The sequence below is a fragment of the Citrobacter telavivensis genome, from assembly GCF_041807075.1.
GTDB classification, from domain to species: domain Bacteria; phylum Pseudomonadota; class Gammaproteobacteria; order Enterobacterales; family Enterobacteriaceae; genus Citrobacter_A; species Citrobacter_A telavivensis.
Map to the genome: position 1 here is coordinate 35,472 of NZ_JBGUBF010000011.1, position 15,048 is coordinate 50,519.

At 50.9% G+C, this 15,048-nt stretch carries 17 protein-coding genes and 1 tRNA gene; 12 read left to right on the plus strand and 6 right to left on the minus strand.

Annotated elements, in window-relative coordinates; translation table 11 throughout:
• Positions 1–17: 17 nt before the first annotated feature.
• Entirely contained in the window at positions 18–1,409 is a 1,392-nt protein-coding gene (ygjG, locus tag ACERJC_RS23670; RefSeq protein WP_373672602.1) for a putrescine aminotransferase, read from the minus strand.
• Between the two features lie 431 nt (positions 1,410–1,840).
• Between ygjG and ACERJC_RS23675 the strand changes: the two genes are divergently transcribed.
• On the plus strand, positions 1,841–3,361 hold the full coding sequence (locus ACERJC_RS23675; protein WP_373672603.1) for a methyl-accepting chemotaxis protein: 1,521 nt from the start codon (positions 1,841–1,843) through the stop codon (positions 3,359–3,361).
• 310 nt (positions 3,362–3,671) lie between these two features.
• Positions 3,672–5,237, plus strand: coding sequence for a methyl-accepting chemotaxis protein (locus tag ACERJC_RS23680; RefSeq protein WP_152406079.1), 1,566 nt, complete (start codon positions 3,672–3,674; stop codon positions 5,235–5,237).
• On the opposite strand, the gene ACERJC_RS23685 is transcribed toward ACERJC_RS23680, so the two are convergent.
• On the minus strand, positions 5,234–5,794 hold the full coding sequence (locus ACERJC_RS23685; protein ID WP_162200270.1) for a PadR family transcriptional regulator: 561 nt from the start codon (positions 5,792–5,794) through the stop codon (positions 5,234–5,236). The two genes, ACERJC_RS23680 and ACERJC_RS23685, sit on opposite strands and share 4 nt — an antisense overlap.
• 227 nt (positions 5,795–6,021) lie before the next feature.
• Here ACERJC_RS23685 and ACERJC_RS23690 point away from each other — a divergent pair, with 227 nt between their 5' ends.
• Both ACERJC_RS23690 and ACERJC_RS23695 read left to right on the plus strand, forming a co-directional pair.
• A complete protein-coding gene (locus ACERJC_RS23690; protein WP_373672650.1) occupies positions 6,022–6,786 on the plus strand; it encodes a siderophore-interacting protein in 765 nt (254 codons plus the stop codon).
• Positions 6,787–6,871: 85 nt separating this feature from the next.
• The gene (locus ACERJC_RS23695; RefSeq protein WP_152406402.1) at positions 6,872–7,210 is read left to right on the plus strand and encodes a DUF1889 family protein; all 339 of its coding nucleotides are present in this window, start codon (positions 6,872–6,874) and stop codon (positions 7,208–7,210) included.
• Positions 7,211–7,295: 85 nt separating this feature from the next.
• On the opposite strand, the gene ACERJC_RS23700 is transcribed toward ACERJC_RS23695, so the two are convergent.
• The 4 genes from ACERJC_RS23700 to ACERJC_RS23715 all read right to left on the minus strand — a co-directional run bounded on the left by ACERJC_RS23700 (position 7,296) and on the right by ACERJC_RS23715 (position 9,853).
• Positions 7,296–7,419: transfer RNA gene (locus tag ACERJC_RS23700), tRNA-OTHER, on the minus strand.
• Between the two features lie 37 nt (positions 7,420–7,456).
• Positions 7,457–8,254, minus strand: coding sequence for a hypothetical protein (locus ACERJC_RS23705; RefSeq protein WP_373672604.1), 798 nt, complete (start codon positions 8,252–8,254; stop codon positions 7,457–7,459).
• The gene (locus tag ACERJC_RS23710; protein WP_373672605.1) at positions 8,251–9,270 is read right to left on the minus strand and encodes a phage integrase; all 1,020 of its coding nucleotides are present in this window, start codon (positions 9,268–9,270) and stop codon (positions 8,251–8,253) included. Before ACERJC_RS23710 ends, ACERJC_RS23705 begins: the two co-directional genes overlap by 4 nt.
• A 1-nt stretch (position 9,271) precedes the next feature.
• Positions 9,272–9,853, minus strand: a complete 582-nt coding sequence (locus tag ACERJC_RS23715) for a phage repressor protein CI (RefSeq protein ID WP_373672606.1) — start codon at positions 9,851–9,853, stop codon at positions 9,272–9,274.
• A 140-nt stretch (positions 9,854–9,993) separates the two neighbouring features.
• On the opposite strand from ACERJC_RS23715, the gene ACERJC_RS23720 reads away from it, so the two are divergent.
• The 8 genes from ACERJC_RS23720 to ACERJC_RS23755 all read left to right on the plus strand — a co-directional run bounded on the left by ACERJC_RS23720 (position 9,994) and on the right by ACERJC_RS23755 (position 14,940).
• Entirely contained in the window at positions 9,994–10,215 is a 222-nt protein-coding gene (locus tag ACERJC_RS23720; protein ID WP_373672608.1) for a helix-turn-helix transcriptional regulator, read from the plus strand.
• Between the two features lie 30 nt (positions 10,216–10,245).
• Complete coding sequence (locus ACERJC_RS23725) at positions 10,246–10,749, plus strand: phage regulatory CII family protein (protein WP_373672609.1); 504 nt, start codon at positions 10,246–10,248, stop codon at positions 10,747–10,749.
• Between the two features lie 9 nt (positions 10,750–10,758).
• A complete protein-coding gene (locus tag ACERJC_RS23730; protein WP_373672610.1) occupies positions 10,759–10,932 on the plus strand; it encodes a phage filamentation protein Fil family protein in 174 nt (57 codons plus the stop codon).
• 8 nt (positions 10,933–10,940) lie between these two features.
• Positions 10,941–11,369, plus strand: coding sequence for a hypothetical protein (locus tag ACERJC_RS23735; RefSeq protein WP_373672612.1), 429 nt, complete (start codon positions 10,941–10,943; stop codon positions 11,367–11,369).
• On the plus strand, positions 11,369–11,770 hold the full coding sequence (locus tag ACERJC_RS23740) for a hypothetical protein (RefSeq protein WP_373672613.1): 402 nt from the start codon (positions 11,369–11,371) through the stop codon (positions 11,768–11,770). The genes ACERJC_RS23735 and ACERJC_RS23740 overlap by 1 nt, the downstream gene beginning before the upstream one ends.
• A 67-nt stretch (positions 11,771–11,837) precedes the next feature.
• Positions 11,838–12,071, plus strand: coding sequence for a DUF2732 family protein (locus ACERJC_RS23745; RefSeq protein WP_373672614.1), 234 nt, complete (start codon positions 11,838–11,840; stop codon positions 12,069–12,071).
• Positions 12,062–12,922, plus strand: coding sequence for a DNA adenine methylase (locus ACERJC_RS23750; protein WP_373672615.1), 861 nt, complete (start codon positions 12,062–12,064; stop codon positions 12,920–12,922). Before ACERJC_RS23745 ends, ACERJC_RS23750 begins: the two co-directional genes overlap by 10 nt.
• The gene (locus tag ACERJC_RS23755; RefSeq protein WP_373672616.1) at positions 12,919–14,940 is read left to right on the plus strand and encodes a replication endonuclease; all 2,022 of its coding nucleotides are present in this window, start codon (positions 12,919–12,921) and stop codon (positions 14,938–14,940) included. The genes ACERJC_RS23750 and ACERJC_RS23755 overlap by 4 nt, the downstream gene beginning before the upstream one ends.
• Positions 14,941–15,048: the final 108 nt, after the last annotated feature.

A 15,048-nucleotide genomic window follows, 5' to 3' on the forward strand; every position in this document is an offset into this window, starting at 1 on the left:
TCGCAGGGGGCGTGGGTTTACTGCTCTGTCGCCAGTTGATTCTGGTTCACTCGCAGTGCCGCCAGCGCTTTACGTGCGGCTTTTAGTACCTGTTCGCACTGCTCGATCGTCAGCGTTAACGGCGGTTCGATGCGGATCGTTTTCGAGTTGTTTAGCGTCCCGGCAACCAGTACCCGCTGGCGGAACATCTCGCTGGCGAAACGGTAGCCCGTTTCATTGTCGACAAACTCGATTGCCATCAGCATCCCTTTCCCGCGCGCGTCCTGCACCAGATCGGGGTACTCCCGCGCCAGTTGGCGGAAACCGTCCAGCAGGATATCGCCTTTCTGTTCCGCTTGTGCCGGCAGGTTTTGTTCCAGCAGGACATTGATGGTCGCCAGCGCGGCCGCACAGGCCAGCGGGTTACCGCCAAAGGTCGTGGTGTGCAGGAACGGGTTATCGAACAGTACTGAAAAAACCTCTTCGGTGGCGATCGTTGCGCCAATCGGCATCACGCCGCCTCCCAGCGCTTTTGCGAGGCAGAGAATGTCAGGCTGCACGTTCTCATGTTCACAGGCAAACATCTTGCCGGTTCGCCCCATGCCGGTCTGGACCTCATCGAGGATCATCAGCGCGCCAAACTCGTCACAGAGTTTACGCACGGCGGTGAGATAACCCTGTGGTGGCAGGATCACGCCGCCTTCACCCTGGATAGGTTCCAGAATCACCGCCGCCACATCATCTCCGGTTTTTTGGCACTCGCTGAGCGTGGTACGCATAGCCTCAATATTACCGAACGGCACATGACGGAAACCCGGTAATAGCGGCATAAACGGCTTGCGGAAAGTGGATTTGGCGGTGGCGGACAGCGCGCCCAGTGATTTACCGTGGAATGCGCCGCTGGTGGCGATGAAGGTAAATTTGCCGCGTGGTGACTGGTAGGCCTTCGCCAGTTTCAGCGCCGCTTCGACCGATTCCGTGCCACTGTTGCAAAAGAAGCTGTATTTCAGTTTTCCGGGTGCCAGGGCAGCAAGGGTTTTTGCCAGCATGGCCCGCAGCGGGTCAAGCAGCTCCTGACTATGCAGAGGTTGTTTCGCGAGTTGATTCTGTACGGCGGAAACCACAACTGGATTACGGTGCCCCACGTTGAAAATTCCAAAACCTCCCAGGCAGTCGACAAACTCCTGTCCCTGGGTGTCGACAAGCGTATTCAGACCTCCCGCTTGCCACTCTACGGCTCCGTAATCCCCGCCGGCGGTAACAGATTTGCGATACTCTAAAAATCCCGGATTGACATGCTCTTTGAAGTAATCAATCACCTCTCGGTTAAGTGCTTTCATCTCCTCATGATCAAGCGTTCGCTTCTCAATGAGATTCAGTGCGTGTGCGCTGCAGGCCAAAGCCGATGCGCTGGAAGGTAACCTGTTCAAAATATGCTCCCGGGGCTTGCGTATCACATGATACCGATTTAAGTATTGCAGGGATTGCGCCATCCCGGCGGCGCTGACGAAAATCGGGATAAACACCAGGGAGAAGAGTTGTTGCGCAACATTTAATCTCATTTGTTAACAGTTGCTGAGTTTTTGCGCAGAATGAAGACCGTACGAGAGTGGCTTCAGAAGGGGCGACTGCGCGGAAATAGTGCAAAAATTGTGCAGTAACAGTGCGTATCCCTCAGGGGGATTTTATAGTTTCAATCTGAAAGTATTTTAAATCAATCAATTAGAATTCATACAAATCGTGAGGTTTAATCGCAAATTGCGATCTAAATCAAATTTAACATCTAAAGATAAATCTGTTAGCGCCGAAATAACATCTGACAAAAAAGTTAACAGCCAGATAACTAGCACAGGACGCGACTATGTCTTCTCATCTCTACGTCACCCAGCAAAATACACCGCTGGATGACGATACGACCCTCATGTCGACTACCGATCTCCACAGTTACATCACTCACGCCAACGATACCTTCGTCAATATCAGCGGTTATTCGATCAATGAATTGTTGGCGCAACCTCATAACCTGGTGCGTCACCCGGATATGCCGAAAGCGGCCTTTGCCGACATGTGGTACACCCTGCAGCAGGGCGAGCCGTGGAGCGGCATCGTCAAGAACCGCCGTAAAAATGGCGATCATTACTGGGTAAGGGCGAACGCGGTACCGATGGTACGCGAGGGGAACGTGACGGGATACATGTCGATCCGTACCCGCGCGACCGACGCGGAGATCGCCGCCGTTGAGCCTTTATATCAGGCGCTCAATGAAGGCCGTTGTTCGCGCCGGATCCACAAGGGGTTGGTGGTGCGTAAAGGATGGCTCGGGAAACTGCCGGCAATGCCGGTGCGTTGGCGGGTTCGTAGCGTGATGGTGCTCATTTATGGCGTGCTGGCGGCGACGCTGCAACTGTCCGGTGCGTTATGGCCCGCACAACTGATGTGCGCGCTGGTGATGCTGCTGGGTACGGCTGCATTTGAGTGGCAGATTGTTCGCCCGATTGAGAATGTAGCGAAACAGGCGCTGAAGGTGGCGACCGGTGAGCGGAACAGCGTGGCGCATCTGAACCGCAGCGACGAACTGGGATTGATGCTACGCGCTGTCGGACAGCTTGGTCTGATGTGTCGCTGGCTAATCAACGATGTTTCAAGCCAGGTGTCGAGCGTCAGAAACGGCAGCGAAACGCTGGCGAAAGGTAATGACGATCTGAATAAGCACACCCGTCAGACGGTCGATAACGTGCAGCAGACGGTGACCACCATGAATCAAATGGCGGCGTCGGTTAAACAAAACTCAGAAACCGCGTCCGCAGCCGATAAGCTGTCGATTGCTGCCAGTAACGCGGCGACGCAGGGCGGCGAGGCGATGGACACCGTGATTAAAACCATGGATGACATCGCCAACAGCACGCAGCGCATCGGTACCATCACTACGCTTATCAACGACATCGCTTTCCAGACGAATATCCTTGCGCTAAACGCCGCGGTTGAAGCGGCCAGGGCGGGTGAGCAGGGGAAAGGGTTTGCCGTTGTGGCGGGTGAAGTGCGCCATCTGGCCAGTCGCAGCGCCAGCGCGGCGAATGATATTCGCAAGCTGATCGATGCCAGTGCGGATAAAGTGCAGTCTGGCTCCCAGCAGGTCCATGCGGCGGGGCGCACGATGGATGATATTGTCTCTCAGGTTCAGAACGTCACCCAGTTGATTGCACAGATTAGCCATTCCACACTGGAACAGTCCGATGGCTTGACCAGCCTGACGCGTGCGGTGGATGAACTTAACCACATTACACAAAAGAACGCCGAACTGGTTGAAGAGAGCGCCCAGGTGTCCGCTATGGTGAAACACCGCGCCAGCCGTCTGGAAGATGCCGTGACGGTGCTGCACTAATCCTTTCCTTTATCCTCATCAACGCTTGCCTGTAACGGCAAGCGTTATTGTAATAATAATGTTAACAGCATATTAAATATTACCACCTACGGGTTATTTCTCTATTTTATTAACCGCTTTCAGTTTCCCTATTTTGGCTATTTAGACATTATAAAAAATCGTTTATATAACGATCGGTCTGCCTCTATTCATCGTTAAAAACTATTTACCAGCAATTATTGATAATAAAAAGCGATCAAATTCATAAAGTTAGTGAAATTGTTACCGATAAAGGAATCTGTCTGAAGAAAACTATCTCCAGGGAGAATATATGTTTTTGCGTAACATGAAAATTCGCTCAAAATTATTTATCGCGTTTGGATTGTTTATTGTACTGATGATGGTGAGTTCGGGCCTTTCCTTATTTAGCCTGGACCGCGCCAACAGTGGTATGCAAAACATCATTACCAATGATTATCCCATCACGGTAAAAGCCAACAAGCTTGTCGATCATTTCCAGGATTTTGTCAGCACGCAGCAACTGATGCTGATGGACGAAGAGGGGCGGTGGGCCCAGACGTCACAGAAAAAACTCGACGCCATAAGCGAGCAAATCACGGTGCTGCTGGATGAACTGAACGCCGCGCCGTTGAATGCCGAATCGAAGAATGTCATCGCAGGGATCCGCGATGTGCGTGAGCAGTATCTCGCCTCCCGATTTCGCATTCTGCAGGAACTGCAAAACCATAACCGACAGGCGGCGATGCAGGAGATGATGACCACGACGGTTAATGTACAGCAGGACTATAAAGCTAAAGTTCAGGCATTGATCGCCATTGAAGACAGGCAGATGCTGCGCGCTGGCGCACAGGTGGAAAGCGACTTTAACACGAACCGGGCGCTGCTTAGCGCACTGGCGCTCATCGGCATTGCCGCGGGCTGTATCATGGGCTGGTATATCGTGCGTTCCATCACCCGGCCGTTGAATGAAGCGGTGCAGTTTGCCGAAGCGATTGCCGAGGGTGACCTGACCCGCAATATTATTACCACGCAGAAAGATGAGACCGGCGAACTGCTGCATGCGCTGATGGTAATGAAAACTCGTCTGCTGGAGATAGTCCAGGAGGTTCAGAACGGCTCAGAGAATATCTCCAGCGCGGCAGCGCAGATTGTCGCCGGAAACCAGGATCTGGCTGCGCGTACCGAAGAACAGGCGAGCTCTGTCGAGCAGACCGCAGCGTCGATGGAGCAGATCACTGCCACGGTCAAAAATACCGCCGAACATACCGGAGAAGCGACGAAACTCTCAGCGGGGGCGGCGACCGTCGTGAAGAACAATGGCGAGATGATGAATCAGGTGACGCAGAAAATGCGCGTGATTAATGAAACGACTAACCGGATGTCAGACATCATCAACCTGATTGACTCTATTGCCTTTCAGACTAATATTCTGGCGCTGAATGCGGCGGTTGAAGCGGCGCGAGCCGGTGAGCATGGCCGCGGATTTGCCGTGGTAGCGGGAGAGGTACGCCAACTGGCGCAGAAGAGCGCGTCTTCTGCCAGCGAGATTCGCCATCTGATTGAGGATTCCACCGGTCAGACCCAGGAAGGGATGCAACTGGTCGAGAAGGCTAATGCCCTGATTAACGGCATGGTAAACAACGTTGAAGAGATGGATGTGATCCTACGGGAGATCGGCCAGGCCAGTCGTGAGCAGACCGAGGGTATCTCGCAGATCAACAGCGCGATTGGCCTGATTGACGCCACCACGCAACAGAACTCCTGTCTGGTTGAGGAGTCCGTTGCGGCAGCGGCGTCACTGAACGAGCAGGCGTTACACTTAAAAGAGATGGTGAAAGTGTTCCGCGTTCGCGAAGGCGATGCCTTGCCTGCTTAATCAAGCTGAGTGATTTCCAGCGCCGCGCGGTCGATCACGCCAATGATCTTTTTAAGCTGCGCGTCGCTGATGTCACCCTGATTTACCCTCAGATCAAGCACCGCCTTGAAGTTTTCCAGCGCTCGCTTCATCTGCGGGTTCTTACGCAACTCAAAGCCGACATTGCGCGCATTAACGCGTTCCTGGATGTGGTCGAGATGTTCACGATTCTCTTCCAGCCACTGTGCGCCAGTGTCGGTGAGGGTGATTTTTTTACGCCCGCCATCCTCTTCGCTTATCGTAATAAAGGCCTGATCCTGGAGGAAATCCAGCGTTGGATAGATAACCCCAGGGCTCGGCGTATAGTTGCCCTGCGTCAGATTTTCGATGGCCTTGATCAGCTCATAGCCGTGACTGGCCTCACGGGAAAGAATGTCCAGAATCACCAGACGCAGCTCCCCATGACCAAAAAAGCGCTGACGTCGTCCACCTCCACCGCCTCTGCCGTGACGATGTTCGCAACCGTCGTGATGATGCCCTTCGCCTTTACAGCAACCTTCATGATGATGTCGCATGATAATCTCCTGATGTTATTTAGATATATCTAATTTATATCTAAATCATAAATTATGACAAGTTCAATGTTGATATTTTTATTAATTATATGAATTTTAAAGATAAATATTTTGCGGTGCAATCTTCCAGAAACTATCAAAAAATGACTTGCAATCCTGGTGATTAACAATCATTATCATTTGAAAATTTATTTCGATATATCTGATTATTACACTAAGGTCAAAAGATGATGGATAAAACTTCACGTTACCCTCAGCGCGTGCGCAATGAACTGCGCTTTCGCGAACTTAGCGTTTTGCGCGTAGAACGTATTGGCACGGGTTTTCAGCGTATTGTCCTCGGCGGCGATGCACTGGAAGGTTTTAGCTCGCGCGGTTTTGACGATCACAGCAAGGTGTTTTTCCCGCAACCCGGCAGCCATTTTGTTCCGCCAACCGTGACGGAAGAGGGCATTGTCTGGGGAGAGGGCGTACGTCCTGTTTCTCGCGACTATACGCCGCTGTACGATGAAGCCCGTCATGAACTGGCGCTGGATTTCTTTATCCACGACGGCGGCGTGGCAAGTTCCTGGGCGTTACAGGCGCGCGCAGGCGATACGTTAACGATCGGTGGGCCACGCGGTTCACTGGTGGTGCCGGAAGATTACGCATATCAGGTTTATGTTTGCGATGAGTCAGGCATGCCGGCGCTGCGTCGTCGTCTTGAGGCGTTGAGTCGCTTACCGGTAAAACCGACGGTGACCGCGCTGGTGAGCGTCGCCGATCCGGCATATCAGGATTATCTCGCGCATCTGGACGGGTTTGCCATTGAATGGCTGGGACACGATGAGCAGGCGGTTGCCGCGCGACTGGCGCAGATTGAGGTGCCGGAAGAAGATTACTTCATCTGGATCACCGGGGAAGGGAAAGTGGTGAAAAAACTCAGCCAGCGCTTTGAGCAGGAACCGTTTGATCAGCAGTTAGTCCGTGCAGCGGCTTACTGGCACAACAAGTAAAGTGAGCGCCGTCGGGACAATGAAATTTAATGATTTCTTTGACGCTGAAATCGGTTTAAGGTCATAGGGTAGTCTTGTGTTTTACATGGTAAATTTTAAGGATAAAAGTATGCCTGCAGTCATTGATAAAGCATTAGATTTCATTAACGGTATGAACACTTCGGCCTCTTCACCTGAACCTATGGATGAAAGCACGGCGAAAGGAATTTTGAAGTATCTGAAAGAACTGGGATTCCCGGCTAGCGCAGCAGACGTCACGGCCCGGGGGGAACAGGAGGGGTGGAACCCCGGTTTTACGCAGAAATTAGCCGGATGGGCTGAAAAGTTTGAGTCCGGAGAGCGGGTATTGATTAAAAACCCTGAGTATTTTTCACTGTATATGCGTGAGCAGCTTCAGGAACTGGTCGAAGTTGAGCGCGCGTGAAGTCAACAACCTGTCTTGATGCTCTTGCCTGTAGGGGAAGAGCATCCCTTTCTCTTACTTCCGCGCTGTTGTAACTCATTGAATTTGGTGGCCCCTGCTGGACTTGAACCAGCGACCAAGCGATTATGAGAAGCATAGGAGAGAAAGTAAAAACAATAACTTAGATAAAAATCAATGAATTACAAAACCAATATCCACCAATAAGAGCCAATAATCTAAAGTTTGTGCGACACTTTTGCGACATTTTCAAGGCTTTTGTTTAGGGTTTCTCTTCTTGCGTAGGGGGTATTTTTTTTCAATGAATGTTATGTTTTCCTCAGAGAGGAGTCTGTCCAGTTCTTTATGTAATTGACTGTTGATCTTTTGTGCGTGTTCCGCTGCGAATTTATATAATTTAACCAATTCTGGATTATGTTTATAAATAAGTGGCTTGTAGAAAAGGGCTGTGGCCGCACAGAGCCAAAATACAAGGGAAAGACATTGTACTAATGTCTCCGCTACGTGATATACGCTCGGGGTTGGGTAGCCTCCTAATGAAAACTCTACACCTTCTCCAAGAAATCTATCCATAATTGCAACTCTGCTCGGGTGGGATAAGTCAGATAGTAATCCGTATAGATATCTGGTTGATTCAATATCAGCACCTAGTTCTGATTTATCAAGCTCTTCCCTTACTTCTTGATTCTTTATCTCTTCACCTGAATGCCAGCGATCATGTAACACGGGATTTAGCATGAAAGCATTGGCTAAGGAAATATCTTCATATAAACGCCTAGTAAGCGTTGAAGCAACGTTGTACTTGCCCTCTTTCAAGCTTGATGCTATCGGATCAAGCATGTCATTACAGTCTGCAAGTAAGTTTCTGATAGTTCGGTCTCTGTCATCAACAGGTTTATGCTTACCAAGCAAGATTACTAGATGCATAATGAATACTTGATAATTACTTAGTGAGCTAAAATGAGGTGAGAACATTTTACTTAGTTCTTTAATTCTTAATTCTTTTGCCTCATCCATATCGCTGAGTCGTTCAGGTATTTTTTTCATCTTCCCACCAATGGATTAAACTTTAATGCATCTTCTAAATGGCTGGGCGCAAAATGGGCGTACCGCATAGTCATTTTAATATCTGTGTGACCGAGGATTTTTTGCAGTACCAGTATGTTGCCGCCGTTCATCATAAAATGAGATGCAAAAGTGTGCCTTAGAACGTGAGTCAGTTGCCCGGCAGGTAGGTTTATCCCCGCCCGCTCAAGTGCTGATCTAAAAGCGTAATAACATGGTTCAAACAGTTCGCCATTCTTTTTTGATAGTTCGGATAGAATTTCGGGGGCAAGTGGTATTGTACGATTGCGCTTCCCTTTCGTTTTTATGAATGTCACCTTTCCCGCTGTGATCTGACTGCGTTTCAGTTTTTCTGCCTCTCCCCAGCGAGCGCCAGTAGACAGGCAGATTTTTACTATCATCTCTAAGTCTTTGGCAGAACTGTTGCGACATTCCTCTAAAAGCCTGTCAATCTGCTCTCCGGTCAGATAGGCCATCTCACTTTCTTCAGTTCTGAACTGTCGAACATTTTCTAACGGGTTTGGAGGTTCCCATTCCCCGAGTCGTTTTAATTCGTTAAAAACGGCCAAGAAATACGCGTGTTCCAGGTTCATGGTGCGCGGCGAAACCTGAGTGACACGCTTTGTCCGGGCAAAATGGCCATCCAACCTTTTAGCTCTATAAGCGGTGAACAACTGTGCGGTGAACTCAGTAGCCATAGGAGAACCCATACACTCATCAGCCCATAGCATGGCGCTTTTACGCTTTTCACCATCTCGCAGGGTTATCCCGTGGCGCTCAAACCAAAGATGTATCAGGTCTGAAAGGCGACGTTTATCTTTTCCTTGTCCAAGCCAGGGCGTGTCCTCAACTTTTTGAAGGGTGTAGTTTTCGAATGCTAACGCCTCGCCTTTAGTCGCGAACTTCTTGCGAACTCTCTTCCCTTGCTTGCCATCGCTGCGGTTGACGGTATAGAAGTCTGCAACCCATTGGCCATCACTTAGTTTTCTTACGGCCATATCAATGAATCGTCAGGACTACACGCCCAATTACGGTGATATCGTCAATGCCACAATCAAAGGCCATACCAACGCCGCTTACTCTTACTTTCTTGATCGGAATGCGCGTAAGGGTGCGAATACTCGTTTTACCCTCAATCTCTACCAGCCACTGATCGTCATAAACCTCTGTGAATGAGGTATCAACGATAAACTGGTTGTTACCTTCCAGTATACACATGGGGGAGGTAGGCAAAGGAACTCCAGGTAAGAAAGTGACCTTATCCAGCATGTACATCCCTGCTTCATAAATCAGGCCGTCAACGATTTTGCGACGAGGCATTTTCAAAATATCCAGCTCTTCATCGTCAAACTTTCTACCTTGACCAGTGGCGAGCCACTCCAGTGATGCCCCAGTTTCAGCAACGCATCTGACAACCATATCAGCCGGAAATATCCCCCTTTTAAACCTCGCAGACAGGCTGCTGGAAGCCATATCGAAATGATCAGCTAGTTGTAGTTTTGAGGTAAATCCGTAGGCATCCACAACCCGATCCAAGACATCGCTACTGTGGCCTATCTGTTCAAAGGAAAATTTGCTCATTAGCTCACTCTTTCGATTAAGTCGAAATTGATGTTGATTTCTCGACTAAGTCGAAGTAGAGTCTCCGCGTTGTAGGTTAAGTCGAATATTGGTTAATAACAGTGGATATTGGCGTATCCCTAATCGGAGAAGTTTGCATTATGCGTCCCAACATTACAATCGTGATCCCCGATCCTTACATCCCGCTTGATGAGTATTGTCGTCGTACTGGCATGTCTCGGAGTACAGCGGAGAACCTGATTTCATACGGAAAATTGCCAATTAAACCAAAGGGAGCACAGAAAAGAGGGTTGGTTGAAGTGAACATGGCCGCCTTAACCGTGATGGCATTAAGCGAATGCAATATTTCGCTTAATGCGTAATCCATCCTACGGATTAGGGAGAGGCAAACAATGTTTGATTACCAGACATCTAAACATGCGCACTTTGATGCGGCTTGCCGAGCATTTGCAATTGAGCACAATCTGGAAGATGTGGCCGCTGCCGTTGGTATGAGACCGCAGATCCTGCGCAACAAATTGAACCCGGCGCAACCGCACCGCCTGACCTGCGATGAGCTTTTGGCTATTACGGATTACACCGAAGATGCACGTTTACTTGATGGGATGTTAGGCCAAATTAACTGCCTTCCATCCGTGCCTGTGAACAATGCCACTGAAGCCAACATGCAACTGTGTGCGCTTAGCGCCACTGCGTGTGTTGGCGCGATTGCTGGGGAAGCCGTATCAACTGGCCATATGACCGCCGCCCGCCGTACTCAAATTCTGGATCGCGCCCGCGATGCAATCCGTAGCTTATCCGTGCTGGCTTATACCGTTGAAAGCCGTATTCACTCTGCGCCGGTTCTGGCCGCTGCGGTGGATCTGGTCACAACCAACGTCACCGGCCTGATGTGAGGGAACACCATGAAAGCGTTTGTGACTTACCTGAAAAAAGAATCACCAGCCATGCAGTTGCCGAGTGGTTCAACGGGCTGGATAGAACTGCCGAACGGTCAGCGCTGGAACCCTGGGCACATGTACAAATTCAATGGCCAGCAGCAGCGTCGCCCGTGGTGGCGTCGTCTGATGGGGCTATAGGGGGCGTTATGGCGATTAGCCAGGAACAGCAAAAGCGCGGGCTGGAGCATTTAAAACAGATCCGCCGCAAATACTTCAGCGAAAGCAGCGAGGCCGCTGAATGGTGGGACAACTTAACACCGGAATGGCGCGGCGTAGTGCTTCATGCTGCTGCGGTTACATCTGGTACCGGGGCATTTAAAGCCCATTTAAGCAAGTGCTGCTGGCGGGAGCTTTATGAGCGCCTGGGCTATCGGGACATGATTCAACTGCGCCAGGGCATTTCACGGGCACGGTTAACGTTTGAAGGTTTCGGCAGTTTACGTGACAGCGATTTTTCAAAGCGCACCGCGAACCGCCCGATCAAAAAGGCACATCCAATTTATAGCAGTAGTGGGGTGCAGATGGTGGTCGCGCCTCATATCGTCCATAAGTTCCAGCAACAGGGGAATCACTAATGACCATTATTTCCGTTGAGGGTAAATCGTTGGGGGCTGAACTGGCTGTGTGGGGTGTCCCGCATAACTACGCTGTAGCGTTTGCAGCGAAAAGTACCAGTAAAAATGGCCGCATCGCTTTGCATCCGTTCTTCTTCAATGACACTGAACACATGACAAATCCGCGTCACTGGCTGGCGATCAATGCCGCTTTCTGGTGCTGCGTGTATCGCGAAGCGGAAAGCAAAGAAGCCCAGATAGAAGCGTTGGCGGGGATTCGTGCAATTTTCTATACAGCCGGAGCGTTGGGAGTTGGCGAGATAAAAACGCTGATCCAGGAGTGGTGGCGGACAACCTATGAGCTGCACCTGATTCCGGCACCGAACTACTCAGCCGCCACAGTACAACCCACTTTTCATTAATTAACCGCCTGAATTTTTTGGCCACGGTTCAAGTGGCTGGGGATTCTTTTGTCTTAAGGAAACCAAAATGCACATGACACGTCAGGATTTACCCGCAACAAAATCAGGCACTGACCTGCTGGCCATGCTCACCAAAGCCACGCAGGAAGGTAAAGCCGCAGCTGCTGATCTGTGTTCCACCCGTCTGGAAAAGCTGGCCACTCATGCGGCCAATGAAGGTTTAAGCGCAGCGGAAATCGTTGAGTTAATCCGCGAAGAAGCCGCGGCTATTTGCAGCAAAGGCGGTGCGGCATGGCAATAAAAACTCCGCTTAAATGGGTGGGCAGCAAAGCCCGCCTTATGCCTAAGCTGCGTCAGCACCTTCCAGAAGGTAAACGCCTGGTTGAACCGTTCGCAGGTTCCTGCGCCGTCATGATGAATACGGATTATGACGAGTATCTGATCGCAGATGTGAATCCTGACCTGGTTAATCTTTATAAGGCGATGGCGTATCACACTGATGCGCTGCTGAATGAGCTGGAGATCCTGTTTTCTGCCGGTTCGTTGGGTGATGTAGAAAGCCGTGCCGTTTTCTATTACGCAGTGCGTGATGCTTTCAATCTTTCTGGTGGTAAGGCCGGTTCTGAATCTGTTGAAAATGCTGCGCGTTTCCTGTACCTGAACCGGCACTGCTTCAATGGTCTGTGCCGGTATAACCGTCGAGGCCAATTCAACGTCCCGTTCGGTAAGTACAAAAAGCCTTATTTCCCCGCTGATGAAATCCGCGCCTTTGCTGAAAAAGCAAAACGCGCAACGTTTATTACTGCCCACTATTCAGAAACGCTTGATTTGGTTCGGGGCGGGAGTGACGTTGTTTACTGCGATCCGCCTTATCTGACTGATGCCGACAATTTCACCGCTTACTATGAGCGCGGTTTTTCGCATATGGATCAGGGGCGGCTGGCGCGTAAACTGCGCCATCTGGCGGAACGTGGGATTCCCGTTGTCGCGTCAAACAGCGATCTGGAAATGGTGCATTACCTGTATGCAGGATTTGACGCCGTAAAGGTTAATGCGCCGCGTAGTGTCGGTGCGGCAGCTGCAAGCCCGAAAACGGCGGCAGAGCTGATTCTTAAATGGCCTTTACCGGCGACTTCTGAGGCCAGCGCATGACGCTGGCAATAAACGAACAATGCTATGCCGTTGATGCCTGGAGGCGGGAAACTTTCGCACCAGGCACACCGGCAGACGCGACTATTACAGAACGCCGCCTGTGGGCTGTCAACCCACAGGATTATGAATGGCGATCCCGGTATCTGCATGAGATACCCGACTGGTTAGCCGGGTATTTTGGCCGTCGCTATGAAAAGCTTTTTGCTGGTCGTGACGGGCGTCGCCGTGCCAATACATTCCTGCGCCAGACTATCGGCGAGAGTGTATTGCCACGTCTGCGCAAAGTGGCTGCGCGTTACTCGCTGGCCGCTGATGCTGCTGATCTTCCTTTCGGTAAGTCGCTGGAGCGCTTGCCGTCACTAGACCGTCCAGATCTTAAAAAACTGGCCGGCCAGGTATCTGGCTGGATTTCCCAGTCACTTTATGACTTCACCGAACAGTTTGACTCCGGCACTGACGACGCCAGAGAGCTGCATCGCCGCACCCTGGAATCTTACCGCCATCTTTGTGCCTGTTGCCTGATGCTGAATAACCAGCCGCCGTACTGGGCTGAACATGCGGCCAATGAAGGTCAACTAGAAATGCGTAAGGCGGAATCCGGGATACTGCGCATGATGGCGCCGGAATGGTGGTACCTGCGTCTTAAACGTGCGCGTGATACGCAGCGCGAGCACATGGCCATTGCGGTGGGACAGGTGCAAAAAGCGGCCAGCGCTTATGTATCCCGCAAAACACTGGGCGAATGGATAGACCAGAAAAAGCGGAATCTGGAGTTCTTTAAAAAGTTTGATCTGCTGAATGATGAGGGGCTACGCATTGCACTGGACAGCATGGTGCACCGCAGCGTTGCAAATCCGGCGATCCGTCGATGTGAACTAATGGTAAGAATGCGGGGATTTGAAGATATGGCCAATGAAGAAGGGCTGGCCGGTGAGTTTTACACTATCACCGCGCCATCACGTTTCCATGCGGTTCACAGCAAAGGGGGCTTTGTATCGCAATGGGATGGAAGTACGCCGCAGGATACCCAGCGCTATTTATGCGGCGTATGGGCAAAAGCACGCGCAGCGATCTCGCGTGCGGGTATTCATGTATTTGGGTTTCGGGTTGTTGAGCCTCACCATGACGGGACACCGCACTGGCATATGTTGCTTTTTATGCGTCCGCAGGACGTGGACACGGTACGCGATATTCTTTGCTATCACGCCAGAATTACCGATTCTGAAGAGCTGCAATCTGAAAAGGCGCTGAAGGCGCGTTTTCATGTTGAAGCTATCGATCCCGCCAAAGGTTCGGCCACGGGCTATATCGCGAAATACATTTCAAAAAATATTGATGGTTTTGCGCTGGATGGTGAGCAGGACGAAGAAACCGGCGAAAACCTGCGTGATATGGCTAAGTCCGTTTCCGCGTGGGCTTCACGCTGGCGTATTCGCCAGTTTCAGCAGATTGGTGGTGCGCCGGTAACCGTCTGGCGTGAGCTGCGCCGTTTGCGGGATCAGGTACTGACCGATCGCAGAATGGATGCGGTTCTGGCCGCTGCTGATGTCGGGGACTGGGCTGCATATACCCAGGCGCAGGGCGGTGCACTGGTTGCCCGCCGTGATCTGGTTGTCCGTCTGGCCTATGAAATTACGGAACAAGGCAACGAATACGCGGAGGACGTGCAGCGCGTACAGGGTGTTTATTCTCCTTTGGTTCCTGATTCAGAAGTTTGCACACGTCTTGTTAAGTGGCAAAAGGTTGCGAAGTTGGCCGAAGCGCCAGCGGAGGCGGGTTTTTCTGGCGGCAACGCCGCCCCTTGGAGTTCTGTCAATAACTGTACGGAGGGGGGAACCCGCAGACGGTTAAAACTGGAATTACGCAGTCGGGGTTTTGAGGGGTCCGATGAAGAAATAGCCATTCTCCTGCGGGGTAGTGGTTTGATATTTGGTCAGGGGGCACTGATTTACCGCAATGGGCGGTTGAAGGAAACACGAAACGAACCATTGCAGGAGCTTTGGCCGGGGTGGTTATAGGTGTGCATGTGTGTGTAACACATTCATTTGTCAGTAGATGGCAGGAAATTAAATTTCACAATTCGTGCTTTAAGGTGTACTGTATGTATATCCAGTCATTTATTGCTT